At 69.5% G+C, this 24,887-nt stretch carries 19 protein-coding genes and 1 tRNA gene; 16 read left to right on the top strand and 4 right to left on the bottom strand.

Annotated elements, in window-relative coordinates:
- Positions 1 to 20 precede the first annotated feature (20 nt).
- The 16 genes from tssJ (at position 21) to T336_RS0124290 (ending at position 19,987) form a co-directional block, all read left to right on the top strand.
- Positions 21 to 587, top strand: a complete 567-nt coding sequence (gene tssJ / locus T336_RS0124365; RefSeq protein WP_225977264.1) for a type VI secretion system lipoprotein TssJ — start codon at positions 21 to 23, stop codon at positions 585 to 587.
- Between the two features lie 47 nt (positions 588 to 634).
- Entirely contained in the window at positions 635 to 1,969 is a 1,335-nt protein-coding gene (tssK, locus tag T336_RS0124360) for a type VI secretion system baseplate subunit TssK (RefSeq protein WP_013593954.1), read from the top strand.
- A 14-nt stretch (positions 1,970 to 1,983) separates the two neighbouring features.
- Entirely contained in the window at positions 1,984 to 3,336 is a 1,353-nt protein-coding gene (locus T336_RS0124355) for a DotU family type VI secretion system protein (protein ID WP_081483756.1), read from the top strand.
- A gap of 3 nt (positions 3,337 to 3,339) precedes the next feature.
- Positions 3,340 to 6,972 (top strand): type VI secretion system membrane subunit TssM, encoded by a 3,633-nt coding sequence (tssM, locus tag T336_RS0124350; RefSeq protein ID WP_019701337.1) that lies wholly within the window; start codon positions 3,340 to 3,342, stop codon positions 6,970 to 6,972.
- Positions 6,954 to 7,667, top strand: a complete 714-nt coding sequence (gene tagF / locus T336_RS0124345) for a type VI secretion system-associated protein TagF (RefSeq protein ID WP_026434468.1) — start codon at positions 6,954 to 6,956, stop codon at positions 7,665 to 7,667. Before tssM ends, tagF begins: the two co-directional genes overlap by 19 nt.
- Positions 7,668 to 7,711: 44 nt before the next feature.
- On the top strand, positions 7,712 to 8,752 hold the full coding sequence (tssA, locus tag T336_RS0124340) for a type VI secretion system protein TssA (protein ID WP_026434467.1): 1,041 nt from the start codon (positions 7,712 to 7,714) through the stop codon (positions 8,750 to 8,752).
- A 160-nt stretch (positions 8,753 to 8,912) separates the two neighbouring features.
- On the top strand, positions 8,913 to 9,461 hold the full coding sequence (gene tssB / locus T336_RS0124335; RefSeq protein ID WP_019701341.1) for a type VI secretion system contractile sheath small subunit: 549 nt from the start codon (positions 8,913 to 8,915) through the stop codon (positions 9,459 to 9,461).
- Positions 9,462 to 9,474: 13 nt separating this feature from the next.
- The gene (gene tssC / locus T336_RS0124330; RefSeq protein WP_019701342.1) at positions 9,475 to 10,974 is read left to right on the top strand and encodes a type VI secretion system contractile sheath large subunit; all 1,500 of its coding nucleotides are present in this window, start codon (positions 9,475 to 9,477) and stop codon (positions 10,972 to 10,974) included.
- A gap of 124 nt (positions 10,975 to 11,098) precedes the next feature.
- On the top strand, positions 11,099 to 11,887 hold the full coding sequence (locus tag T336_RS0124325) for a type VI secretion system accessory protein TagJ (RefSeq protein WP_019701343.1): 789 nt from the start codon (positions 11,099 to 11,101) through the stop codon (positions 11,885 to 11,887).
- Positions 11,888 to 11,903: 16 nt separating this feature from the next.
- On the top strand, positions 11,904 to 12,425 hold the full coding sequence (gene tssE, locus T336_RS0124320; RefSeq protein ID WP_019701344.1) for a type VI secretion system baseplate subunit TssE: 522 nt from the start codon (positions 11,904 to 11,906) through the stop codon (positions 12,423 to 12,425).
- 73 nt (positions 12,426 to 12,498) lie between these two features.
- Positions 12,499 to 14,373: a type VI secretion system baseplate subunit TssF gene (gene tssF, locus T336_RS0124315; RefSeq protein WP_019701345.1), complete on the top strand. Its 1,875-nt coding sequence runs from the start codon at positions 12,499 to 12,501 to the stop codon at positions 14,371 to 14,373.
- A complete protein-coding gene (gene tssG / locus T336_RS0124310; RefSeq protein WP_019701346.1) occupies positions 14,370 to 15,530 on the top strand; it encodes a type VI secretion system baseplate subunit TssG in 1,161 nt (386 codons plus the stop codon). The genes tssF and tssG overlap by 4 nt, the downstream gene beginning before the upstream one ends.
- Positions 15,531 to 15,601: 71 nt before the next feature.
- Positions 15,602 to 18,340, top strand: coding sequence for a type VI secretion system ATPase TssH (gene tssH, locus T336_RS0124305; protein WP_026434465.1), 2,739 nt, complete (start codon positions 15,602 to 15,604; stop codon positions 18,338 to 18,340).
- Between the two features lie 279 nt (positions 18,341 to 18,619).
- Positions 18,620 to 18,711, top strand: a tRNA-Leu gene (locus T336_RS0124300).
- 13 nt (positions 18,712 to 18,724) lie between these two features.
- Positions 18,725 to 19,357 (top strand): DUF6806 family protein, encoded by a 633-nt coding sequence (locus T336_RS0124295; protein WP_026434464.1) that lies wholly within the window; start codon positions 18,725 to 18,727, stop codon positions 19,355 to 19,357.
- A gap of 93 nt (positions 19,358 to 19,450) precedes the next feature.
- Positions 19,451 to 19,987: a M48 metallopeptidase family protein gene (locus T336_RS0124290; protein ID WP_051647443.1), complete on the top strand. Its 537-nt coding sequence runs from the start codon at positions 19,451 to 19,453 to the stop codon at positions 19,985 to 19,987.
- Between the two features lie 73 nt (positions 19,988 to 20,060).
- Here the strand turns inward: T336_RS0124290 and paoC are convergent, their stop codons facing one another.
- From paoC to murI, 4 genes are all read right to left on the bottom strand, one after another.
- Complete coding sequence (gene paoC, locus T336_RS0124285) at positions 20,061 to 22,301, bottom strand: aldehyde oxidoreductase molybdenum-binding subunit PaoC (protein ID WP_026434462.1); 2,241 nt, start codon at positions 22,299 to 22,301, stop codon at positions 20,061 to 20,063.
- A 5-nt stretch (positions 22,302 to 22,306) separates the two neighbouring features.
- A complete protein-coding gene (locus T336_RS0124280) occupies positions 22,307 to 23,257 on the bottom strand; it encodes an FAD binding domain-containing protein (protein ID WP_026434461.1) in 951 nt (316 codons plus the stop codon).
- A gap of 3 nt (positions 23,258 to 23,260) precedes the next feature.
- The gene (gene paoA, locus T336_RS0124275; protein WP_026434460.1) at positions 23,261 to 23,890 is read right to left on the bottom strand and encodes an aldehyde dehydrogenase iron-sulfur subunit PaoA; all 630 of its coding nucleotides are present in this window, start codon (positions 23,888 to 23,890) and stop codon (positions 23,261 to 23,263) included.
- Between the two features lie 129 nt (positions 23,891 to 24,019).
- On the bottom strand, positions 24,020 to 24,886 hold the full coding sequence (murI, locus tag T336_RS0124270; RefSeq protein ID WP_019701354.1) for a glutamate racemase: 867 nt from the start codon (positions 24,884 to 24,886) through the stop codon (positions 24,020 to 24,022).
- Position 24,887 lies beyond the last annotated feature (1 nt).

Genomic DNA, 24,887 nt, shown 5'->3' with positions numbered 1-24,887 from the left:
CGGATATGCATCGGGAAGCGATGGCACGGAAGGGATTCATCAGGGCGGGGCTCGCGGCTGCGGTGGCGGCATGGCTGCTGGGCGGCTGCGGCATGATCAGCAACCTGAACCGCCCCCAGGAGGCGCCCACGGCGGTGCCGCCGGCCGTCTTCGAGATCGTCGCGGACCCCGGCGTCAACCCCGATATCCACGGCACGCCCAAGCCCATCCTGCTGAGGATCTACGAGCTGCGCGCGGCGGCGGCCTTCGACCGGGCCAGCTACCTGGACCTGCAGGACAAGGACGAGGCCCAGCTGGGGGCCGATTTCGTGCGGCGCGAGGAAATCCTGCTGCAGCCGGGCGAGCGGCGCACGATCGAGCGCAAGGGCAGTGCGGATGTCCGTACCTTCGCGGTGTTCGCGGGCTACCGCGACCTGGAGCGCAGCACCTGGCGCGCGACCGCGGGTGCTCCCAACTCCGTGGAAATGCGCCGCCGCTGGTGGGGCCTGGGCGAGACCGAGCGGCTCAAGCCCGTGCAGTACAGCATCACGGTGGGCAAGGACGCGGTGAAGATCCAGACCGCCCCTGCTCCCGCTCCCGCTCGTTGAGTCCAGGCATCGACGAACGACAACACAAAGAAAGCCCGAAATCCACCATGGTTTGGCAGCGCAAGGTCGTCTGGGCCGAAGGGATGTTCCTTCGCCCGCAGCATTTCCAGCAACAGGACCGCTACACCGATTTCCTCGTGCAGTCCCGCACATTGCCGGCGCAGTTCTTCTTCTGGGGGTTTTCCAAGCTGGCGCTCGACACGGAGCTCCTGGGACTGGGCAAGCTGGGCCTGCTGTCCGCAGAGGGCGTGCTGCCGGACGGCACGCCGTTCAGCTTTCCGCACCATGACCAGGCCCCCGCCGCGCTGGCGATCGGCAAGGATGTCAAGGACACGGTCATCCACCTGGCCCTGCCGATGCGGCGCCGGGCAGGCGCGGAGGTGACGCTGGGCGCCCCCGGCGGCGCGTCGGTGCGCTATGCGGCCGAGGTGGCGGAGGTCCAGGATGCCAACGACATGGGCGCGCAGGCGGCCGAGGTGCAGATCGGGAACATCCAGCTGTCGCTGCGTGCCGCGCAGGATGTCACCGATGGGTGGGTGAGCCTGCCCGTGGCCCAGGTGGTGGAGCGCCGGGCGGATGGATCCCTGCTGCTGGACCCGTCCTTCATTCCCACCGTGGTCAACAACTCCGAGATGTCGGGCCTGGCCACGTTCTGCCGCGAGCTTTTCGGCCTGCTGCGGCAGCGGGGTGCGGCGCTGGAAGAGCGGCTGAGCCAGCCCGGCCGCGGCGGCGTGGGCGAGGTCGGCGATTTCCTGATGCTGCAGTTCCTGAACCGCTGGGAGCCGGCGGTGGAGCACTGGGTCCGCGTGCGGGCCATCCATCCCGAGCGGTTGTTCGACGACCTGCTGAAGATGGCCGGCGAACTGGCGACGTTCACCCGCGAACAGCGCCGGCCCGCGGCCATGCCGACCTATGACCACGACGATCTGCGCAGCTGTTTCCTGCCGCTGATGCTCGAATTGCGCCGGGGGTTGTCCTCGGTGCTGGAGCAGAACGCGATCCAGATCGAGCTGCAGGAACGCCAGTACGGCGTGCACGTGGCGCTCATCCCCAGCACCGAGCTGCTCACCAGCTGCGACTTCGTTCTGGCCGTGCACGCACAGACCGCCGTGGAGTTCCTGCGGGCGCACTTCCCCACGCAGATCAAGATGGGCCCGGTGGAACGCATCCGCGACCTCGTGAACCTGCACCTGCCCGGCGTGCCGCTGCGTTCGCTGCCCGTCGCGCCGCGCGAGATTCCCTACCACGCGGGCTACTCCTATTTCGAGCTGGACACCGGGCACGACCTGTGGCGCCAGCTGCAGAACTCGGGGGGCCTGGCGCTGCATGTCTCGGGGGGCTTTCCTGAACTGCAGCTCGAAATGTGGGCCATACGGCGCTGAAAGCGGACATGTCCATGCAGAATTCCGTCAACGTTTTCGCCTCCGGCCATCCGGGCCAGCCCACCGGGGCCGTGCCCGCGTCCGCGCCGCCCGGCGGCACCGGTGCCGAGTCCGGCGCCAAGCCATCGGGCCTGCCCGATGTCGTGAGCGGCGGCAATCCGCTCGTGGCCGCGGCCAACACCCTGCTGAACCTCATTCCGCAGATCCGCCGCATGGCGACCAATCCCGATCCCGCGGCATTCCAGCATTACCTGCTCGAATGCATCCGGCATTTCGAGAGCCGGGCGGGCGGGGCGGGCGTGCCGATGGAAACCATCATCGGCGCGCGCTACTGCATCTGCACCGCGATCGACGAGGCGGCCGCCCAGACCCCATGGGGCGGCTCGGGCGTGTGGCCGCAGTACAGCCTGCTCGTGGCACTGCACAACGAGACCTGGGGCGGGGAGAAGTTCTTCCAGCTGCTGTCCAAGCTGGTGCAGACGCCCCACCAGCACATCGACCTCATCGAGCTCATGTACTTCTGCCTGACGCTCGGTTTCGAGGGGCGCTATCACGTCATCGACAACGGGCGCAGCCAGCTGGAGAGCCTGAAGGCCCGGCTGCTGCAGGTGATCGAGAGCACCCGCGGGGACCGCAGCGGCGCGCTGTCCCTGCACTGGCGCGGCGTGCAGCGCGCGGCGGTGCCGCCCTGGAGCCTGGTGCCATTCTGGGTGGCGGCCGCGCTGACCCTGCTCATCGCCTTCCTGATCTTCCTCTGGTTCAACTACCGGCTGGCATCGCGTTCGGACGAGCTGTTCGCCGCGATCAATGCGATCCGCCTGCCGAAGATGCCTTCCGTGGTGGCCGTGGCGCCGCCGAAGCCGCGCCTGCGCCAGTTCCTGGAGCCCGAGATCCGCGAAGGCCTGGTCGAGGTGAATGACCAGGCGGATCGCAGCACCGTGACCCTGCGCGGGGACGGCCTGTTCGAGCCGGCCTCCACCGAGGTCAAGCCGCGCTATGTCGCGGTGATCCAGCGTGTCGCGTCCGCGCTCAATGAAGTGTCCGGCAAGGTGGTGGTGAACGGATATTCCGACAACCAGCCGATCCGCACGGCACGCTTCCCTTCGAACTGGCACCTGTCGCAGGAGCGCGCCCAGGCCGTCGCGGCGATGCTGCAGAGGACCATCGCCGACGGCTCCCGGGTGAAGGCCGAAGGCCGTGCCGAGAGCGATCCGATCGCCCCCAACAGCACGCCGGAGGGCCGGGCGCTGAACCGGCGGGTGGAGATCGTGCTGCTGGTTCCGCCCCAGGCCCGCGATGCCGAGCTGCAGCTGACCCCCGGCCCGGCTGCCGCCGGCACGCCCGCTCCCGGCACACCGAAGAACTAAAACATGCTGCGCAAGATCTTTTCTTTCTTCTTCAACCGGATCACGCTGGTGCTGTGCGGCCTGGTGCTGCTCAGCCTGCTGGTCTGGTTCGTCGGTCCGCTGGTCTATATCAAGCCCTATCAGCCCCTCGAAAGCGAGGCGGTGCGTGGCTGGATCATCGCCGCGCTGTTCGGCATCTGGTTCCTGCGCCTGTTCATCCGTTGGTGGCGTGCCAAGGAGATGAACGCGCGCCTGCTGGGCCAGCTGGCCCGCATCGGGGCGTCTGATGCCTCCACTCCCGAGGCCGGCCCCGGCAAGGAAGAGGTGGCCGAACTCGAGAAGCGCTTCAAGGAGGCGGTCGATGTCCTGGGCAAGACCCGTTTCGGACAGACGGAGCAGGGATGGTTCGGCCGCCTGTCGCGGCGCTATGTCTACCAGCTGCCCTGGTACCTCATCATCGGCTCGCCGGGTTCGGGCAAGACCACGGCGCTGGTCAACTCGGGCCTCGATTTTCCGCTGGCCGCCCAGTTCGGCAAGGCATCGATCCGCGGCGTCGGCGGCACGCGCAACTGCGACTGGTGGTTCACCGACCAGGCCGTGCTGCTGGACACCGCCGGCCGCTACACCACGCAGGAAAGCGACGCGGCGCAGGACAGTGCCGCCTGGTCGGGCTTCCTGAACCTGCTGCGGCGCTTCCGCGGCCGCCAGCCCATCAACGGCGTGCTGGTGACGCTCAGCGTGCAGGAGCTGCTGAGCGGCGGCGATGCGGAGCGCGAGCGCCTGGCACGGCTGATCGGCCTGCGCCTGGCCGAGCTGTGCGAGGGCCTGTCCATCAAGTTCCCGGTGTACGTGCTGGTCACCAAGACCGACCTGCTGGCGGGCTTCAACGAGTTCTTCGGGAACATGACCCGCGAGGAGCGGGCCCAGGTCTGGGGCTTCACCAATCCCTACGTGGAAGGGCAGGCGCAGGAAGATCCGGGAGTGCAGTTCCGCAAGGAATTCGACGGCCTGGCCGACCAGATCAACCGGCTGCTGCCGCAGCGGCTGCTGGCCGAGCCCGACCTGGCGCGGCGCGGCCAGATCTACGGCCTGCCGCAGCAGTTCGTCGGGCTGCGGGACGTGGTCCAGCAGACGCTTTCGACGATCTTCGCCTCTTCGCGGTTCAAGGAGAAGCCGCTGTTCCGCGGCGTCTATTTCACCAGCGGCACCCAGGAAGGCATGCCGTTCGACCGGGTGCTGTCGGCCCTGTCGCGGCGCTTTTCGGTGTCGCCTCCGGCCAACCTGGCCGGGGAAGGGCGCGCGGGCAAGAGCTACTTCATCGAGACCCTGCTCAAGGGTGTGATCTTCAACGAGGCCGGGCTGACGGGGCGCAATGCCAAGAAGGAGCGCCAGCTGCGGCTGCTGCAGGCCGCCGGCTTCTTCGCCCTTGCTGCAGGGCTGGCGGGCGCCACCATCGCCTGGACGATCAGCCACGGCAACAACCAGAAGTACCTGGACGAGGTGGCCGCGAAGGTGCCCACGCTCAAGCAGGCCGTGGAGGAGTCGCGCGACGCGGATCCCGAGAACATGGTGGCTTTGCTGCCGCTGCTCAACCACGCCGAATCCCTGGCGACCAGCCAGCGCTACACCGGCGACTCCCCGCCGCTCAGCTGGCGCTACGGGTTGCTGCAGGTGCCCAAGGTGCAGACCGCTGCCGACGCGACCTACATGCGCCTGCTGGAGGATGCCTGGCTGCCCCGCCTGGCCCGGCACCTGCGCAATTCGCTGCAGCAGGCTTCGACGGCCAACCCGGAAGCCAGCTACGAGGCGCTCAAGGTCTACCTGATGCTCTACGATCCGGACCGCTTCAACCCTCGCGTGGTCAAGGCCTGGATGCTCAACGAGTGGGAATCCACGCTGCCTCCGGCGCTGGTGCAGTCGGGCATGCTGGACCAGCTGGCGCACCACCTCGACCGGCTCATGGAAGACCGCGCCCTGGTGTCGCCGATCCCGATCGACCAGCCGCTGGTGGACGAGGTGCGCCAGCGGCTGGCGCAACTGTCGCCCGCGCAGCGGGCCTACAGCCGGCTCAAGCAGCTGCTGACCACGGGCACCGCGCTGCCGCCGGATTTCACGCTGGTGCGCGCGGCCGGCCCGGAGGCCCCACAGGTCTTCACCCGGCGCAGCGGCAAGCCGCTCACGCAGGGTATCTCGGGCCTGTTCACCTATGACGGCTACTACGGCGTTTTCTCGCATGAGCTGCCCAAGGTGACCGCGCTGCTGGCGCAGGAGGAAACCTGGGTGCTGGGCAAGGCGCAGGGGCAGCGCAGCGTGGCCAACGAGGTCATGACCGGCCAGCTCGCGCTGGAGGTCAAGCGCCTCTACCTCATGGAATACGCCAAGGTCTGGGAGGACTTCCTCGCCGATGTGCGGCCCGTGCAGATGGCGTCGCTCGACCAGGCCGGCGAGCAGGCGCGGCTGTATTCGTCCGCCAATTCCAGCCTCGAGCAATTCATCCGCGCCGTGGCCAAGGAAACCACGCTGGGGCAGAAGCCCGGCGCGGGGGGCAGCAGCACCAGCAGTTGGCTGGGCGAGAAGATCAACCGCATCAAGGAGGAGCAGGAGCAGCTCAGCCGCCTGACCGGCAAGCGGGTGAACGTCGGCGGGCTCGCGGCCACCAGCAGCAACCTGGAAGCCGATCTGGTGGATTTCCGCTTCCGCGAATACCGCCGCCTCGCCGCTTCCAATGGGTCGGGCCCCGCGCCCATCACCGCCAGCCTGCAGGTGCTCAACGAAGCGGCTGCAGTCATCTCGTCCGCGCGCCAGCAGATCAGTGCCGGCGGCACCGTCCCCGCATCGCTGTCGCCGGCCCTGGAGCGCGTGCGCATGGAAGCCAAGCGCGTGCCCCCACCGCTCAACACCATGTACGAGGACCTGGCATCGTCCACGTCGGCGCTGGTCGGCCGCGATGTGCGCGCGACCGTGGGCAGCAATCTCAATGCCACGATCGGCACGTTCTGCCGCCGCGCGATCGGCGGGCGCTATCCCTTCACCAAGGGATCGTCCAGCGACGTGACGAGCGATGACTTCGCCAGCCTGTTCTCGCCGGGCGGCATGATGGACGAGTTCTTCCGCAACACCCTGCAGCCGATGGTGGACATCTCCGCCACGCCCTGGCGCTTCCGCCAGGGTGTCGATGGAACGCCGGTCGGCGGGTCGGCCGCGCTGGCGTCGTTCCAGCGCGCCGCGACCATCCGCGACGTGTATTTCCGGGCGGGCGGCAAGGTCCCGTCCATCCGCATGGACATCAAGCCGCTGGAGATGGATGCCTCCATTTCGCAGATGGTGCTGGACATCGACGGCGAGGTGCTGCGCTACCAGCACGGCCCGCAGATCCCGAAGTCGATGACCTGGCCCGGTACCCGGGGCACGGGACAGGTCCGCCTGCAGCTCACCGGCGGCGGGGCCGAAAACACCGGCCTGGTGACCGAGGGGCCCTGGGCCGTGCACCGTTTCTTCGACAAGGCCCAGATCCTGCCGGGCAGCACGCCCGAGCGCTTCGTCGCCGCCTTCGACATCGGCGGACGCAAGCTGCGCTTCGAGGTCACCACCGGCAGCGTGCTCAACCCGTTCCGTCTCAAGGCCATGGAGGAATTCGCGTGTCCTGGCAATCTCTGATGCCGTGGTCCCGCGCGCAGCCGCGCGTGGCCTGGTTCGGGAAGCTGCCCGGCCAGGGGGACTTCGTGGGCCGGCGCATGCCGCGGGCCATGAGCGGTGCCTGGGACGAGTGGCTGAGCCATGGCCTGGGGCACCTCCGGTCCACCGCGCATGGCGACTGGGAACGCACGTTCACGCAGGCGCCGCTGTGGTCGTTCGTGGCCAGCGGCAGCAAGGGTGCCGCGCCGTCGTGCGGCGTGCTCGCGCCCAGTATCGACCGCGTGGGGCGCTGCTATCCGCTCACCGTGATGGCGGTGGGCGAGAACGGCCGGCAGGCGCTGGCCGCCGATGGCGTGCTCGGGCAGTTCTTCTCGGAAGCCTGTGATGCGGTCATCGAGGCACGCAGGCTGGCCCTGCCGGCGGATGCGCTCGACACCCGCCTTTCCCGCCTGCCCTGGCCGTTCACCGCTGCCGCGGCGGACGGCAAGGGGCAGGGCGGCGACATGGCGGGCATCCTCTCCGACCTCGGCATGGGCGGGGCCGTCGGCCGTGGCGAGGCGATGTTCTCCCGGGGGCGCGACATCCTGCGCGCGGGGCAGGCCGCGAGCTTCTGGTGGTCCCATCCACCCGGAGCCGGGGGCCGCAGCTGCGAGCACTGGGGCGACCCCAACGAAAGCCTGTTCCTGCGTCTTTTCGGCGGAGGCCCGAATGCATAGTGCCCCACGCCATGGCGCGGGGCACACTGACCGACAACTCCATCATGATCGACATCGAAGCGCTTCTTGAACCTGCGGCGGACACGCCGCCCTGCGGCCAGGATCTGACCTACGACGCGGAGTTCCTGGCCCTGGAGACCGCGGCCACAGGCAAGCCGGAGCAGCAATTCGGGGAAATGGTGATTCCCGCCGAGCCGCCGGACTGGCGGGACGTGGAGCGGCGCGCCCGCGCGCTGCTCGTGCGCACGAAGGATGCGCGCGTCGCTGCCCTGCTGTGCCGTGCGCTGACCAACATCCAGGGCGTGCGCGGCATGTCCCAGGGCGTGCAGCTGATGGCCTGGATGTTCGCGCGGTACTGGGACGACCTGCATCCGCTGCCCGAGGACGGCGACTACTTCATGCGCATGAACGCCGTGTCGTCGCTCAACGAGATCACCGGCCTGCTGCGCGATCTCCGCCAGCAGGATTTCGTGCGGCTGCCCGGGGGCACGATCAGCGTGCGCGATGCGGAGGCGGTGGCGCGCGGCACGGCCGGCGAAGGCGGCGTGCGCATATCGCTGGATCAACTCCGGGTGGCGCTGGCGCAGGCGTGGCAGCAGGGCGACGAGTCCCTGCGCGCCTGGAGCACGGCCAGCGAAGCGTTGCGCAGCCTGCAGACGACATTCCGTGACCGGCTGGAGAGTTCGCAGGTTCCGGACCTGGAGCAGTTCCAGTCGCTGCTGGTGGTGCTGAACGACCTGGTGCCGCATGCGCCCATCGGGATGGCCGATGCCGCTGCAGCGCCGGTGGAAGAGGGCGCTGCTCCCGGCGCCGGCGCGGCCTCGGCGGATGCCGGCCCGGTTGTCGAGCCCGCCGGGGTGGCCGCCAGGCCGGCAGGACTGCGGACCCGGGACGACGCGCTGGCGCAGCTGCTGCTGGTGGCCGAGTTCCTGGAGCGCACCGAGCCCACCAATCCCGCGCCGCTGCTGATCCGCCGGGCGGCCAAGCTGATGGGCCTGAGCTTCCTCGACATCCTGCGCGAGCTGTCGCCGGACAGCGTGGGCCAGGTCGAGACGATCACGGGAGGGCAAAACCCGTCGTCCTGATTTGGAAAACGAAATGTAACAGCGGTATTTTGTTGCCGGCCGGATACTTGTTCAGCAGGCACGCTGCCGGAAGAGGCGGTGGAGGGCCCGTCGTGCGCCAGCACAGGCGGTGAAGCCGGCCGATCTCTGTTTTTAGCCTTACGAGAGAGAAGATTTCACTATGGTGACCTTAAGCAAGACCGGCAAGAGCGGTCAGAAGTTCATTGCCCGCAACCGCGCCCCGCGCGTGCAGATCGAGTACGACGTCGAGATCTACGGCTCCGAGAAGAAGGTGCAGATTCCCTTCGTCATGGGCGTGATGGCGGACCTCTCGGGCAAGCCGGTGGAGCCCCTGCCGGAGATCGCGGACCGCAAGTTCCTCGACATCGACATCGACAACTTCGATGCACGCATGAAGTCGATCAAGCCGCGCGCTTCCTTCAACGTGCCCAACACGCTGACGGGCGACGGCCGCCTGCACATCGACCTGACGTTCGAGAGCATGGACGACTTCTCCCCCGCCTCGATCGCGCGCAAGGTGGGCGCCCTCAACTCCCTGCTGGAAGCCCGCACCCAGCTGCACAACCTGCTGTCGTACATGGACGGCAAGCAGGGCGCCGAGGAACTGATCGGCAAGGTGCTGAAGGACCCGGCGCTGCTCAAGTCGCTGGCCGCGATGCCCAACCGGCCCGCCGGCGGCGTGACCGAGAAGACCGACGACGCTCAGTGAAAGGGACAGCCGCATGAACACGACGACTTCTCTGGACGCGGTGCAGGGCACCCAGACGCTCGAGGGCAGCGAATTCACCTCGCTGCTGCAAAAGGAGTTCAAGCCCAAGACCGACCAGGCGCGCGAGGCGGTCGAATCGGCCGTGCAGACGCTCGCGCAGCAGGCCCTGGCCGCCTCAGCCACGCTGTCCGACGACGCCTACCAAACCGTCCAGGCCATCATCGCCGAGATCGACCGCAAGCTCTCCGAGCAGATCAACCTGATCATCCACCACAGCGAGTTCCAGCAGCTCGAGGGCGCCTGGCGCGGCCTGCACCACCTGGTCCACAACACCGAGGTGGACGAGCTGCTCAAGATCCGCGTGATGAACATCTCCAAGAAGGAGCTGCACCGGAACATGCGCCGCTTCAAGGGGGTGGGCTGGGACCAGAGCCCCATCTTCAAGAAGGTGTACGAAGAGGAATACGGCCAGTTCGGCGGCGAGCCGTTCGGCTGCCTGGTGGGCGACTACTATTTCGACCACAGCCCGCCGGACGTGGAGCTGCTCGGCGAGATGGCGAAGGTGTCCGCAGCCGCGCACTGCCCGTTCATCGCCGGCGCGTCTCCCGCGATGATGCAGATGGACTCCTGGCAGGAGCTGGCCAACCCCCGCGACCTGACCAAGATCTTCACCAACACCGAGTACGCCGCGTGGCGCAGCCTGCGCGACTCCGACGACTCGAAGTACATCGGCCTCGCGATGCCGCGCTTCCTCGCGCGCCTGCCGTACGGCGCCAAGACGAACCCGGTGGACGAGTTCGACTTCGAGGAGGAGACGGCCGGCGGCGACCACAGCAAGTACGCATGGGCCAACTCCGCCTATGCCATGGCCGTGAACATCAACCGCTCGTTCAAGTACTACGGCTGGTGCACCTCGATCCGCGGGGTGGAGTCCGGCGGCGCGGTGGACAACCTGCCGGCGCACACCTTCCCGACGGACGATGGCGGCGTGGACATGAAGTGCCCGACCGAGATCGCCATCAGCGACCGGCGCGAGGCCGAACTGGCCAAGAACGGCTTCATGCCGCTGGTGCACCGCAAGAACTCCGACGTGGCGGCCTTCATCGGCGCGCAGTCGCTGCACAAGCCGGCCGAATACTACGATCCTGACGCCACGGCCAATGCCAACCTGTCCGCGCGCCTGCCCTACATGTTCGCGTGCTGCCGCTTCGCGCACTACCTCAAGTGCATCGTGCGCGACAAGATCGGCTCGTTCAAGGAGCGCTCCGACATGGAGCGCTGGCTCAACGACTGGATCATGAACTACGTGGACGGCGACCCGGCCAATTCCTCGCAGGAGACCAAGGCCCGCAAGCCGCTGGCCGCGGCCGAGGTGCAGGTGGCCGAAGTGGAAGGCAACCCGGGCTACTACACGTCCAAGTTCTTCCTGCGCCCGCACTACCAGCTCGAAGGCCTGACCGTGTCCCTGCGGCTGGTCTCGAAGCTGCCGTCGGTGAAGCAGGCGGGCAACTGACCCTTCGGGGCGTGCGGCAGCCTCCTGCCGCGCCTGCTTGGCGGCAGGGTGGCGTGGCAGGGCGCGCCCCTGCCGCCGGTTCCCCGCCCGCGGAGAACCCATAACTACTTTTGCGGACCACCGCATGCAATCCATGAATTTCGATTTCAAGCGCCCGCTGGACCGCCAGCTGGCCGAGCTCAAGGACGCGATCCGGGCCAAGCCGCAGGATGCGTCGCTGCGCGTGTTCTATTTCCAGGTCCTGGCGGTGTACGGCGAATGGCAGAAAGCGCTGGACCAGCTGCAGATCTGTGCCCAGCTGGACCGCAAGGCGGAGGCCATGGCGCGTGCCTACCGCGAGGTGATCCTCTGCGAGGTGGCGCGCCGCGATGTGTTCGCGGGCAAGCGCACGCCCAATATCGTCGGGGAGCCGCCCGAATGGCTCGGATGGATGGTGGAAGGCTTGCAGTGCCTGGCCGAGGGCCGTGCCGGGCAGGCCGCGGAACTGCGCGCCGCAGCGTTCGAGCAGGCACCGGCCTCGGCCGGTGAAATCGACGGCGAGGCGTTCGAGTGGATCGCAGACTCCGACGCACGCCTGGGCCCGGTCTGCGAGTTGTATGCCAACGGCAGCTACTACTGGGTGCCGTTTTCCAGCGTGTCCCAGATCGCCTTCGAGAAGCCGCAGGACCTGCGCGACCTCGTCTGGTCGGCCTGCGAGGTCACGCTCCAGAACGGCGGGGTGATGCATGGCTTCATTCCCACGCGCTATCCGGGCTCCGAGACCGCGGAGCGCGACGAGATCCGGCTGGCGCGTGCCACCGAATGGCGCGACCTGGGAGACGACCAGGCGACGGGCTGGGGCCAGCGCGTATGGGCCACGGACCAGGGCGATGCCGCGCTGCTCGATGTGCGCCGGGTGAAGCTGGCCCATTGACCGGGGCGCGCGGGCCATGGCGACGCAGGGCAGGGAGAAGTACGGGCACGGGAAGGACCGGCTGCAGCCGGCGCTGCTGGACCGGCTGACCGACCACGAGCCCTCCCGGCGCACGGAGCGGGCCGAAGCGGTCTATGTGACCGAGGCGCGCCTGCGGCAGGCGCTGCTGCGCGACCTGAACTGGCTGCTCAACGCGTCGGACGCGTCGTCGCACATCGATTTCGAAGGACTGCCCCACGCCGAGCGGTCCGTGCTGAACTTCGGCATGAAGCCGCTGGCCGGCCAACTGCTGTCGGAGCTGGACTGGAAGGACGTGGAAGCGGCCATCCTGAAGTCGATCCTCCAGCACGAGCCCCGCATCCTGCCCCATACCCTGAGCGTGACGCTGGCGCCCTCCAGCAAGCTGTTCAACCACCACAACACCCTGCAGTTCGAAATCCGGTGCCAGTTCTGGTCGTCGCCCTATCCGCTGGAGCTGCTGCTCAAGACCAGCCTCGACCTGGAGACCGGGCAGGTGTCCGTCTCCGAGCAGCGGTGAGGCTGCATGCAATGGGCTGCCCCGGGCAGGCCCGACTGATGGCCGCGGTGGCGCGGCCTGGAGCTTTTCTGACATGAATCCGCGGCTGGTCGAGTACTACAACCGGGAGCTGAGCTACCTGCGCGAACTGGGCGCGGAGTTCGCTGCCGCCTTCCCGAAGGTCGCCGGGCGCCTGTCGCTGCGCGAACTGGAGGTGGCCGATCCGTACGTGGAGCGGCTGCTCGAGGGCTTCAGCTTCCTCACGGCGCGCATCCAGATGAAGATGGACGCGGAGTTTCCGCGCCTCTCCCAACGCATCCTGGAGATGGTCTGCCCCCACTACCTGGCGCCGACGCCGTCGATGGTGGTCGTCCAGATGGAGCCCAGCGGCACGGAAGGCAGCCTGGTCGAGGGCTACACCCTGGAGGCCGGCAGCGTGATCCGCGGGCGCAAGACCGCGGAAGACCAGACGCCGTGCGACTTCCGCACCGGGCACGCGGTCACGCTCTGGCCCATCGACCTGCTGCAGGCCCGCCTGGGAGGGCCTCCGCTGGACCTGCCGCTGTCGCGCTTCGGCCTGGCGGAGGAGGCCGCGGGGCACCTGCGTTTCACGCTGTCGGTGCGCGGCGCCGCGCAGTGGCGCAACCTGCGCATGGACCGGCTCGACCTGCACATTTCGGCGGGGGACGCCGTGGCGTCGCACCTGCAGGAGCTGATCCACGAGTCCGTCATGGGCGTGATCGTGCACGACCCGCAGGACGCTTCCAAGGTCTGGGCCCAGTTGCCGGCGGAGTCCGTGCAGCCGGAGGGGCATGAGCAGTCCCAGGCCCTGCTGCCCTACACGCACCGGGCGTTCCAGGGGCACCGCCTGCTGCACGAGTATTTCGCGTTCCCCGCGCGGTTCCGCTTTTTCTCGATCCGGGGGCTGCGGGAAGCGCTCGACCGCGTGCCGGGTGCGCAGGTCGGGATCACGCTGCTGCTGCGGCGCGCACAGCCTTCGCTGGAGGCGCAGGTGGACCGCCACAAGTTCCTTTTGCACTGCGTGCCGGCGATCAACCTGTTCGAGCGTCCGGCCGACCGCATCCATGTGTCCCCGGGCGTCAACGAATACCACGTGGTGCCGGACCGGACGCGGCCGCGCGACTTCGAGGTCTATTCCGTCCTGGCGGTGACGGGCCACCGCGAAGGCCAGCTCAAGGATCAGGATTTCGTGCCGTTCTTCGCATCGGTGCACGGCCTGCGCGCGAGCGAACAGGCCTATTTCGCCGTGCGCAGGGAGCCGCGCCTCTTTTCGGAACATGCGACCCGTTTCGGGCCGCGCACGCAGTACCTGGGCAGCGAGGTGTTCATCTCGCTGGTGGACCAGCGCGCGGCGCCGTTCGCGGACGATCTCAAGCAGCTCAGCGTGCGGGTGCTGTGCACCAACCGCGACCTGCCGCTGCTCATGGCAGGCAAGGGCGAGCAGAGCGACTTCACCCTGGTGGAATCCGCACCCGTGGCCTCGGTGCGCACGGTGGCCGGCCCGACGCGGCCCACGGCCAGCATCGCCGAGAACGAGATGACCTGGCGGCTGATCTCGCACCTGTCCCTCAACTACCTCGCGATGAGCGATCTGTCGGAGGAAGAGGGCGCGGCGACGCTGCGCGATCTGTTGCGGCTCTACATCGACCATGGGGACCGAGACCTGTCCGGGCAGATCGCGGCGATCCGCTCGCTGGCGATCGCGCCGGTCACGCGCCGGCTTCCGCAGCACGGGCAACTGGTCTATGGCCGCGGCGTTGGCATCACCCTGGGGGTGGACGAAGGGCCGCTCGCGGGCGTGAGCCCCTGGCCCCTCGCGTCGATCCTGGAGCGCTTCTTCGCCCGGCACGTGGGCGTCAACAGCTACACCGAACTGTCGCTGCGGTCGCGGCAGCGGGGATCGATCGCGCGCTGGAAGGTGCGTCCCGGCCAGAGGCCCGCGGCATGAGCGAGCGCGTGCCCGCGCCGGAGGCCTCCGCGATGCCGGAGCCGGGACCGCAGCCGGGGCCGGGAACGGCGCCGCACGCCGGCCTGGATGCCTCGGGGTTCTGGCAGCGGCTGCGGCGCGATCCGCATCCGTTCGACCTCTTCTTCGCGCTGCGCGTGCTGCAGGCGCGAAGCCGCGGGCATCCGCGCTTCGGCAAGGCCCTGCGGCCGCGGGACGAGCCGCTGCGCCTGGGCCAGGATCCGTCGCTGGCCTTCGCGCCCGCGACCCTCGCGGAAGTGCTGCCGGCCACGGCCGGCCAGCCCGAGCGCCTCACGGTCTGGAACTTCGGCCTCTATGGTCCCAACGGGCCGCTGCCCACGCACCTGACCGAGTACGTGCGCGAGCGGCTGCGGCAGCACGACGACCCGACGATCGCGCGCTTCTCGGACATCTTCCACCACCGGCTGCTGCTGCTGTTCTTCCGGGCGTGGTCCGACGCGCAGCCGGTGACCTCGCTCGACCGCCCGGACAACGACCTGTTCGGGCGGCACCTGCGCAGCCTGATCGGCTATGGCGAGGCGTCGCAGCGCGATCGCGACACCGTGCCGGACCATGCCAAGCAGTACCTGGCGGGCCACTGGACGCGCTGGACACGCAATCCCGAAGGCCTGGTGTCGGCCCTGCGGATCTTCTTCGAAGTGCCGGTGGAGCTGGTCGAGTTCACGCTGCATTACCTGGAGCTGGACCCGGAGCAGCAGACCACGCTGTCGCGCGTGCCGCGCAACGCGCGCCTGGGCGTGGACACGGTGGTGGGCAGCCGCGTGCCCGACGCGCAGGGCAAGTTCCGGCTGCGCATCGGGCCGCTGCCGCTCGCGCAGTACGAGCGCTTCCTGCCGGGCGGCGAAGATTTCCGGGCGCTGGTGGACTGGGTGCGCAACTACGTCGGCATCGAGTTCGCCTGGGATTACGAGCTGATCCTGCGCCGCGAGGATGTCCCGCCCTGCCAGCTCGGCGGCAGCGTCCGCCTGGGATGGACGACGTGGTCGTTCTCCGGCCCCGCGCAGCGCGATCCGGACGACTTCCGGCTCGATCCCGAACTGTGGCTGGCGTCGCGCAGGCGGCCCGACCGGGGTGCACAGGCCGGGCCGGCCCCTGTTGCCGAGGCCGAGGCGTCCTAGCGTGGGGCACCGTTGCCTGTTCCGTACCTTTTCACCCCTTCACCGATTTCCATTTCCATCCGCGAGGTCCCATGTCTGAAATCAGCCGGCAAGCCCTTTTCGGCAAGCTCAATCCCCTGCTCTTCAAGTCGCTGGAAAGCGCGACCGTGTTCTGCAAGCTGCGCGGCAACCCGTACGTGGAGCTGGTGCACTGGCTGCACCAGCTGCTGCAGGAGACCGATTCCGACCTGATCCGTCTGCTGCGCCATTTCGCGGTGGATTCCGACCGGCTCGCCACCGACGTGCTGCAGAGCCTGGACCGCCTGCCGCGCGGCGCGACGTCGATCAGCGATTTCTCGGCGCAGATCGAATCCTCGATCGAGCGCGGCTGGGTGTATGCCACGCTGATGTACGGCGAATCGCAGATCCGCAGCGCGTATTGGCTCTCCGGCATGCTGCGCACGCGCGTGCTGGCCAACGAGCTGCGCGCGATCTCGGCGGAGTTCAACAAGCTGGGCGAGCCCGCCCTGAGCGAGGTGTTCGGCCGCCTGCTGCCGGATTCCCCGGAATCGCGCCTGAAGGCGGCGGACGGCAGCGGCCTGGGCGGCGTGCCCGGCGAGGCGAGCGGCGCCACCGCCGAGGCGGCCGGGCCCGGCGAGGCGCTGAAGCGCTACACGGTGGACCTGACGGAGCGCGCGCGCCTGCAGGAACTCGACCCGGTCACCGGCCGCGACGAGGAAGTGCGCCAGATGGTGGACATCCTCATGCGCCGGCGCCAGAACAACCCCATCCTGGTCGGCGAGGCCGGCGTGGGCAAGACCGCGGTGGTGGAGGGCCTGGCGCTGCGCATCGCGGCGGGCGACGTGCCGCCGCCGCTCAAGGACGTGCAGCTGCGCGTGGTGGACATCGGCCTGCTGCAGGCCGGCGCGAGCATGAAAGGCGAGTTCGAGAACCGGCTGCGCTCGCTGCTCGACGAGGTGCAGGCCAGCACGGTGCCGATCGTGCTGTTCATCGACGAAGTGCACACGCTGGTCGGCGCGGGCGGGCAGGCGGGCACGGGCGATGCCGCCAACCTGCTCAAGCCGGCGCTGGCGCGCGGCGTGCTGCGCACCATCGGCGCGACCACCTGGGCCGAGTACAAGAAATACATCGAGAAGGATCCGGCGCTGACCCGGCGCTTCCAGCTCGTGCAGATCCACGAGCCGGACGAGGCCAAGGCTGTGCACATGCTGCGCGGCGTGGCCGCCAAGCTCGAGGGCCACCACAAGGTGCGCATCGGCGAGGACGCCGTGGCCGCCGCGGTCACGCTGTCGCACCGCTACATCCCCTCGCGCCAGCTGCCCGACAAGGCCGTGAGCCTGCTGGACACGGCCTGTTCGCGCGTGGCGCTGGGGCTGCATGCCACGCCGGCACGACTGGAGTCGGTGGTGCGGCAACTGGAGGCGCTGGAGGTCGAGAAGGGCATCGTGCAGCGCGAACTGGGCCTGGGCGTCGGTGATGCGGGCCGCTTCGCCGACATCGGCACGGCGATCGAGCGCCTGCTGGCCGAGAAGGCCGAACTGCAGGAGCGGTTCGAGCGCGAGAAGGTGCTGGTGCAGCAGATCGTGGACGCGGAGGCCGCGCTGCTGAAGCCGGCCGGCCAGCCTGCCGGAACCGGGGCGGCGCCGGCATCCGGAGAAGCCGGCAGCGGCGAGGCGGCTGCCACCGGTGCGGTGGAGGGCGCGGCGGCGCCCCAGGGGGCGGCCACCTCCGAGGCGCTGGGCGCGCTGCGCCAGGATCTGGCCCGCCTGCAGGGCGAGGACCCGCTGCTGCAGCCCGTGGTGGACGCAGGCGTGGTGGCCGCGGTGGTGGCCGAGTGGACGGGCATTCCCGTGGGCCGCATGGTGCGCGACGAGGTGCAGTCCGTGCTGACGCTCGCCGATACGCTGGAGAAGCGGGTGATCGGCCAGCGCCACGGCCTGGAGGCGATCACGCGGCGCATCCAGACCGCGCGTGCCCAGCTGGACAACCCGGGCAAGCCGATCGGCGTGTTCCTGCTGGCCGGCCCCTCGGGCGTCGGCAAGACCGAGACCGCGCTGTCGCTGGCCGAGGCGCTGTACGGCGGCGAGCAGAACCTCATCACCATCAACATGAGCGAGTACCAGGAGGCGCACACGGTCTCCACGCTCAAGGGCGCACCGCCCGGCTACGTGGGCTACGGCGAGGGCGGCGTGCTGACCGAGGCGGTGCGCCGCCGCCCCTACAGCGTGGTGCTGCTCGACGAGATCGAGAAGGCCCACCCGGACGTGCACGAGCTGTTCTTCCAGGTGTTCGACAAGGGCTGGATGGAAGACGGCGAGGGCCGCTACATCGACTTCAAGAACACAGTCATCATCCTGACCTCGAACGTGGGCTCGGAACTGATCGCCGGCATGTGCCGGGACCCGGAGCTGGCGCCCCAGCCCGAGGCGCTGGCCCAGGCGGTGCGCAAGCCGCTGCTGGAGAAGTTCCCGGCCGCGCTGCTGGGCCGGCTGGTGGTGGTGCCCTACTACCCGATCTCGGATGCGATGCTCGAGCAGATCATCCGCCTGCAGCTCCAGCGCATCCAGACGCGCATCGCCGAGCGCCACGGCGCCGTGCTGGACATCGACGATGCCGCCGTGCAGCTCATCCGCCAGCGCTGCACCGAGGTGGAATCCGGCGCCCGGATGGTGGACGGGATCATCACACAGAACCTGCTGCCGCGGCTGGCCATGCGCTTCCTGCAGAGTTCGGTCGATTCGAAGTCGATCCGCCACATCCGCCTGGGCGTGGCGGACAGCGATTTCGCCATCGAGTACGAGGAGGCCTGAAGCGTCTCCGGTGCGCGAGGCCCCCGGAGAGAGGGCTTCGCCCGACTTGGTACATAATGGACGGTTTCCGCGGCCAGGGTGAGGTGCCCTGCGGCCGCGGCGCAACTGCCGGAACGCACGGCACCCATTTCGGTCGATACAAGGGAAGCTGCGGCTTCCCTTTTCACTTTGCCGTGCAGGCAGGCATCGCCTGCCTGTCCCCCGGGAGGCCATGCGGACATTGCACGCACCCCGCTCCGGGGTTACGCTCAGGTCCGGAGCCCGGGCGGCGCAGCCGGCGCCCCGATGGTGAAATTGGTAGACACTGCGGACTTAAAATCCGCCGCTTCCTGCGAAGGGGCGTGCCGGTTCGATCCCGGCTCGGGGCACCACTACGATTCGATCATGTCAAGTTACAACGCTCCTTTTGAAATCCATGTCCACGGCCAGGTGCAGATGCGTGCCGACACCACGTTCGAGCAGTTGCAGGACGCGCTCAAGCCGCTCTGGAAGTACGCGGGCGCCCGTTCGCTGGCCGACGGCGCGGCCAGCGCCTACGAGGAAGAGCCCGGCATCGAGTTCGATGCCAAGGAGCACGTGCTGAACATCTGCTGGACGGTGCACGGCGACGAGGATTTCCGCCAGTCGCTCGACGAGATGTGCATGAGCCTCAACGAACTGTCCGAGCAGGGGGCCGCCCTCGAGGTGACCTTCTACGACACCGAGTTCGACGAGGACGAGGAAGACGACGGCACCGAGGCGCGCGATGATTTCGTCATGCTCTTCGTGGGCCCGACGCCCGCGGCCATCATGCAGGTGCAGCGCGACCTGCTGGTGCAGGACGTGGTCCACATGATGGAGCGCCATTTCGACGGCGCCGAGCTGGGCGGCGTGGTGGCCGAGATCGACAAGCTGTTCTCGCAGCGCTTCGACGCCCTGGTGAATTCGCTGGAGATCGGCAAGCCCCCGCGCGGGTCTGGCGGCCCCGGCGGCGGGGGGCACGGCGGCGGCGGCCGCAGGCCCCGCCACCTGCACTGATCGCGCGGCGCTTCCTGTTTCGCGCCTGTTCCTGCTGCCCGGCGGGGTGCCGCGTCCTCCGGTACCGCGGCGGCCCCGGGACGTGATTTCCGCATGCCTGCATCTTCCCTTCCTCCCCGCCATCCCATGCCCTACCTGCAGGGCTATCCCGAGGGCTTGCGTGCCCAGGTGGCCGCGCTGGCCGAGGCCTCGGAACTGGGCAGCGTGCTGCTGCGCAGGTATCCGCGCCCGCATGCCGTGCGCGACGACAAATCCCTCTACCGCTATGCGGCCGACCTCCGGGCCCGCCACCTGCGCCATGCGGCGCCGGTCAACAAGGTGGTGTTCGACAGCAAGATCCACGTCATGCGCCATGCCCTGGGCCTGCACACGGCCTCGTCGCGGGTGCAGGGCGGCCGGCTGGCGGCCCGCCACGAGATCCGCGTGGCGTCCATGTTCAAGCAGGTGCCGGACGAGTTCCTGCGCATGATCGTGGTGCATGAACTGGCCCACCTGCGCGAGCGGGACCATGGCAAGGCCTTCTACCAGCTGTGCGAATCCATGGAGCCGGGCTACCACCAGTACGAGTTCGATACCCGCGTGTACCTGACCTACCTGGAAGGGGGCGGGGCGCCGCTCTGGCGGGATTGACCCGGCACGGCAAGGCCCTCCACCCATTCACGGTGCCGGTCCCGAAAAACCGGACACGCGGGTAGCGCCGTGCTCAGCCGGCCGTGCGCGGAAGCCCGGCGATCAGTTTGTCCAGCGTGACGGGGTAATCCCGCACGCGCACGCCGGTCGCGTTGTAGATGGCATTGGCGATGGCCGCGCTCACGCCGCAGATGCCCAGCTCTCCCACGCCCTTGGCCTTCATGGGCGACGCGCGGGGATCGGGCTCGTCCAGGAACACGACCTCCTGGTGCGGAATGTCGGCATGCACCGGCACCTCGTAGCCGGCCAGGTCGTGGTTGGCGAAGAAGCCCAGGCGCGTGTCCACCGCGAGTTCTTCCATCAACGCGCCGCCCACGCCCATGGTCATGGCGCCGATCACCTGGCTGCGCGCCGAGAGGGGGTTGAGGATGCGGCCCGCCGCGCACACCGCCAGCATGCGGCGCACGCGCACTTCGGCAGTGAATGCATCCACGGCCACCTCGACGAAATGGGCGCCGAAGGTGGACTGCTGGGTTTCCTTCTCCAGCACGCCGAATTCGATGCCGTCCTCGGCCACCAGCTCGCCGCCGGACGCGGCATCGGCCAGCGCCAGGCTGCGGCCTGCGGCCGACACCTGGCCGCCCTCGAAGCGGGCGGCGGCCGGGTCCAGGCCCAGCTTGCGCGCCACGGCCTCGCGCAGCTTCACGCAGGCGGCATAGACGCCCGAGGTGGCGCTGGCCGCCCCCCACTGCCCGCCGGAACCGGCGGAGACGGGAAAGTCGGAATCGCCCAGCCGCACCGCCACGCGCGAGAGCGGCACGCCCATCATCTCGGCGGCGGTCTGGGCGATGATGGTGTAGCTGCCGGTGCCGATGTCGGTCATGTCGGTCTCGACCGCGATGCGGCCCTGCCCGTCCAGCCGCACGCGGGCGGCGGACTTCATCACCGGCGCGCCGCGGTAGGCCGCCGCCACGCCCAGGCCCACCCACCAGCGGCCGTCGCGGCGCTGCGCCGGCTGCGGGCTGCGCTGGCTCCAGCCGAAGCGTTCGGCGCCCAGGCGCAGGCACTGCACCAGCTGGCGCTGCGAAAAAGGCTTCTCCGCCTGCTTGCCTCCGCTGCCCTTTTCGCCGGTGGTATCGGGCACGACCTGCGTGTCGTTGCGGATGCGCAGCTCCACCGGGTCCATGCCCAGCTTCTCGGCCAGCTCGTCCATGGCGACTTCGAGCGCCATGTGGCCGGTGGCCTCGCCGGGCGCGCGCATGGCGTTGGCCTCGGGCAGGTGCAGCTCGGCCAGGCGCGTGGCGGTCATGCGGTTCGCGCCGGCGTAGAGCTTGCGGGTCTGATCGACGGCGCCGTCGGCCTCGCCGCCGGGCAGGTCGCCCGACCAGCACTCGTGGGCGATGGCGAGGATCTTGCCGCCGGCATCGGCGCCGATGCGCACGCGCTGGATGGTGGCCGGCCGGTGCGTGGTGTTGTTCATCATCAGCGGGCGCTGCAGCGCCACCTTGACCGGCCGCTTCGCCGCGCGGGCGCCGAGGGCCGCCAGCAGCGCATCGGCCCGCAGGAAGAGCTTGCCGCCGAATCCGCCGCCGATGAAGGGCGACACCAGCCGCACCTTGTCCTTCGGGATGCCCAGTGTCTTCGCGAGTTCGCCCTGGCCCCAGGCGATCATCTGGTTCGAGGTCCACACGGTGAGCTGGTCGCCCTTCCAGGCTGCGATGGTGGCATGCGGCTCCATCATGGCGTGCGACTGGTCTGGCGTGGTGTAGGTGGCATCGATCTGCACGGGGGCGGCCGCGAAGGCACCCGGGAAGTCGCCCACGGCGGTGTCGGGCGCGTCGCCGTTGATGTCCTTGGGTGGGGTGGCCGTGTCCTTGGCGGCGGCCAGGTCGTAGCGTCCGGGCTGGCGGTCGTACTCCACGCGTACCAGCTGCGCGGCGGCGCGGGCCTGCTCGAAGGTTTCGGCCACCACCAGCGCCACGGCCTGGTGGTAGTGAGCGACCTGCGGGCCGGCCAGCAGCGGCGCGGTGTTCATCCTGCCCTGGCCCAGCTTGCCGGCCGACTGCGCCGTGACGATGGCCAGCACCCCGGGGGCATGCCGGGCACGCTCCAGGTCGATGTGGCGGATGGTGCCGCGCGGGATGGCGGACCCCACGACGAAGCCGTAGGCCGCGCCGGGTGCGACGTCGTGCCGTTCGTAGGCGTAGGGCGCGGTGCCGGTGGTCTTGAGCAGGCCGTCGATGCGGTTCACCGGCCGGCCCACCACTTTCAGCTGGTCGATGGGGTTGGCGGTGGCGGGGGTGTCGAACTTCATGGCGGTCAGCTCCGGGCCTGGGAAAGGGCTGCGGCCAGCGTACGCTCGGCCAGGGGCAGCTTGAAGGCGTTCTCGTGCGTGGGCCGGGCGCCGGCCAGCAACTGGTCCGCCACGGCCTTGGCGCCCTGCGGCAGGGCGGCCTCGGCGGCTTCCACCCGCCAGGGCTTGTGCGCCACGCCGCCCAGCGCCACGCGGCCCGTGCTGTCGCGCTGCACGATGGCAGCGACCGACACCAGCGCGAAGGCGTAGGAGGCCCGGTCGCGCACCTTGCGGTAGATGTGCGTGCCTCCCACCGGCGCGGGCAGCGTGACCGAGGTGATGAGTTCGCCCGGTTGCAGCGCGGTCTCGATGTGCGGGGTGTTGCCCGGCAGCCGGTGGAAATCGGCGATGGGGATGACGCGTGTCGCCCCATCGGCGCGCACGGTTTCCACCGTGGCGTCGAGCACGCGCATCGCTACGGCCATGTCGCTCGGGTGGGTGGCGATGCAGTCGTCGCTGGTCCCCAGCACCGCGAGCTGGCGGCTGAAGCCGCCGATGGCCGAGCAGCCGCTGCCCGGCTGGCGCTTGTTGCAGGGCATGTGGGTGTCGTAGAAGTACGGGCAGCGCGTGCGCTGCAGCAGGTTGCCGGCGGTGGTCGCCATGTTGCGCAGCTGGCCCGATGCACCCGCCACCAGGGCGCGCGTGAGCACGCCGTAGTCGCGCCGCACGCGCGGATGGGCGGCCAGGTCGCTGTTGCGCACCAGCGCGCCGATGCGCAGCCCGCCCTGCGGCGTGGGCTCCACGGTGTCCAGGCCGATGCCGTTCACGTCCACCAGGTGGGCCGGCGCCTCGATCTGCAGCTTCATCAGGTCCAGCAGGTTGGTGCCGCCGGCGATGAATTTGGCGCCTGGCCGGGCGGCGATGGCGGCCGCGGCCTGCGCGGGCGAGGTCGCGCGTTCGTAGCTGAAAGGCTTCATGTCTCAAGCCTCCGCGACTTCGGTGATGGCATCCACGATGTTGGAATAGGCGCCGCAGCGGCAGAGGTTGCCGCTCATGCGCTCGCGCAGCTCCTCGGCCGACAGCACGGGCTGGGCCACGATGTCGGCGCTGGCATGGCTGGGTGCGCCGCGGCGCAACTCGTCGAGCGCGCCTACGGCAGAGCAGATCTGGCCCGGCGTGCAGTAGCCGCACTGGTAGCCGTCGTGCTTGACGAAGGCGGCCTGCAACGGGTGCGGCGCGGCGGGCGTGCCCAGGCCTTCGATGGTGGTCACGCTCGCGCCCGGGTGCATCACCGCCAGGCTGAGGCACGACACCACGCGCCGGCCGTCCACCAGCACCGTGCAGGCTCCGCACTGGCCATGGTCGCAGCCCTTCTTGGTTCCGGTCAGGCGCAGATGCTCGCGCAGCGCGTCCAGCAGGGTGGTGCGGGTATCGAGGTGGAGCTCATGCGCCGTACCGTTGACGCTGAGGCGGACTGCGGCGTGGACCGGCGCCGGGGCCGCCTCCGGCGCGCTTGCCGCGGAGGCCGGCATGGCGGATGCCGCCGCCGATGAAGCGCTGGCGATCAGCAGATCGCGCCGCGAGAGGGGGGGCTGGGCGTGGTGTTCCATCGTGGTTCCGTGGGGTGCTGCAAGGCCGGGAAAGCGCTGCGTGCACACGGCACGCGCGGATTCCACAGCCTCGTACAGTCCCTGGCCCCGCCGTGTAGGCCGTGCGCTGAAACCGCCGTGGGTTCTGGTTCAGGCCGCTTCCTGGAGCATCTCCACCATGGCGCATGCCGATGCGGGCAATTGAAGCCAGCGGTGTGCCGCCGCCTGCAGCAGGGGCAGGGACCCGGTCGTGAAGAGGCTCGCCGTGCCCGAGGCCGGCCCGTGGGCTGCGGCCAGGGTGCCGGTCGCCTCGAGCAGCCGGCGTGTCTGGCGCGCCACGGGTTCGCCCGTTTCCACCAGGCGCACCTGCGGGCCGGTGTGCGCGCGCAGCGCATCCTCGGCGAAGATGTAATGGGTACAGCCCAGCACGAGCGTGTCGATCTCGCCGGGGGCGGTGCCGAACGGGCCGAGCGCCGCGGTGTACCGGGCGCAGAGCGCGCGGATCTCGGCGGTGGCCGGCGCGTCGGGTTGGGTGTCGGCCGTGCTGCGCTCTATGGCGTGGGCCAGCCCGTCGCAGGGCTGCACCACGAACTCGACGGCACCCTGCAGCGAGGCCTGCAGGCGCTGGAACTTCGCGCTCGCCAGTGTCCCGCGCGTGCCGATCACGCCCACGCGGCCGGTGCGCGTGAGCGCCAGCGCAGGCTTGAGTGCCGGCTCCACGCCGACCAGCGGCATGCCGGCATGCCTGGCTCGCACCTCATGGATGGCGGCCGCGGTCGCGGTGTTGCAGGCCACCACCAGGGCCTTGATGCCGTGCGCCTGCTGCAGGTGCGTCGTGATGGCATGGGTGCGTGCAGCCACGTAGGCATCGCCACGCTCGCCATAGGGTGCGTGGCCGCTGTCGGCCAGATAGACGAATCGCTCGTGCGGCAGCTCGGCCCGCAGCGCGCGCAGCACGCTCAGGCCGCCGACGCCGCTGTCGAACACACCGATGGGGCGCTGCGTGGCGGACGGCACG

Origin of the sequence: Paracidovorax oryzae ATCC 19882, assembly GCF_000687165.1 — a bacterium.
GTDB classification, from domain to species: Bacteria; Pseudomonadota; Gammaproteobacteria; order Burkholderiales; family Burkholderiaceae_C; genus Paracidovorax; species Paracidovorax oryzae.
The sequence above is the reverse complement of the archived record's forward strand: the minus strand, read 5'-3'. Positions and strand labels throughout refer to the sequence as shown.

Coding starts and splice junctions, on each gene's coding strand:
- tssJ (WP_225977264.1), top strand. CDS start 21: ATGGCACGGAAGGGATTCATCAGGGCGGGGCTCGCGGCTGCGGTGGCG.
- tssE (WP_019701344.1), top strand. CDS start 11,904: ATGGCGACGCAGGGCAGGGAGAAGTACGGGCACGGGAAGGACCGGCTG.
- T336_RS0124280 (WP_026434461.1), bottom strand. CDS start 23,257: ATGAAGCCTTTCAGCTACGAACGCGCGACCTCGCCCGCGCAGGCCGCG.
- tssM (WP_019701337.1), top strand. CDS start 3,340: ATGCTGCGCAAGATCTTTTCTTTCTTCTTCAACCGGATCACGCTGGTG.
- tssB (WP_019701341.1), top strand. CDS start 8,913: ATGGTGACCTTAAGCAAGACCGGCAAGAGCGGTCAGAAGTTCATTGCC.
- paoA (WP_026434460.1), bottom strand. CDS start 23,890: ATGGAACACCACGCCCAGCCCCCCCTCTCGCGGCGCGATCTGCTGATC.
- tssK (WP_013593954.1), top strand. CDS start 635: ATGGTTTGGCAGCGCAAGGTCGTCTGGGCCGAAGGGATGTTCCTTCGC.
- tssH (WP_026434465.1), top strand. CDS start 15,602: ATGTCTGAAATCAGCCGGCAAGCCCTTTTCGGCAAGCTCAATCCCCTG.
- tssG (WP_019701346.1), top strand. CDS start 14,370: ATGAGCGAGCGCGTGCCCGCGCCGGAGGCCTCCGCGATGCCGGAGCCG.
- T336_RS0124295 (WP_026434464.1), top strand. CDS start 18,725: ATGTCAAGTTACAACGCTCCTTTTGAAATCCATGTCCACGGCCAGGTG.
- tssF (WP_019701345.1), top strand. CDS start 12,499: ATGAATCCGCGGCTGGTCGAGTACTACAACCGGGAGCTGAGCTACCTG.
- T336_RS0124325 (WP_019701343.1), top strand. CDS start 11,099: ATGCAATCCATGAATTTCGATTTCAAGCGCCCGCTGGACCGCCAGCTG.
- T336_RS0124290 (WP_051647443.1), top strand. CDS start 19,451: ATGCCTGCATCTTCCCTTCCTCCCCGCCATCCCATGCCCTACCTGCAG.
- tssA (WP_026434467.1), top strand. CDS start 7,712: ATGATCGACATCGAAGCGCTTCTTGAACCTGCGGCGGACACGCCGCCC.
- paoC (WP_026434462.1), bottom strand. CDS start 22,301: ATGAAGTTCGACACCCCCGCCACCGCCAACCCCATCGACCAGCTGAAA.
- tssC (WP_019701342.1), top strand. CDS start 9,475: ATGAACACGACGACTTCTCTGGACGCGGTGCAGGGCACCCAGACGCTC.
- T336_RS0124355 (WP_081483756.1), top strand. CDS start 1,984: ATGCAGAATTCCGTCAACGTTTTCGCCTCCGGCCATCCGGGCCAGCCC.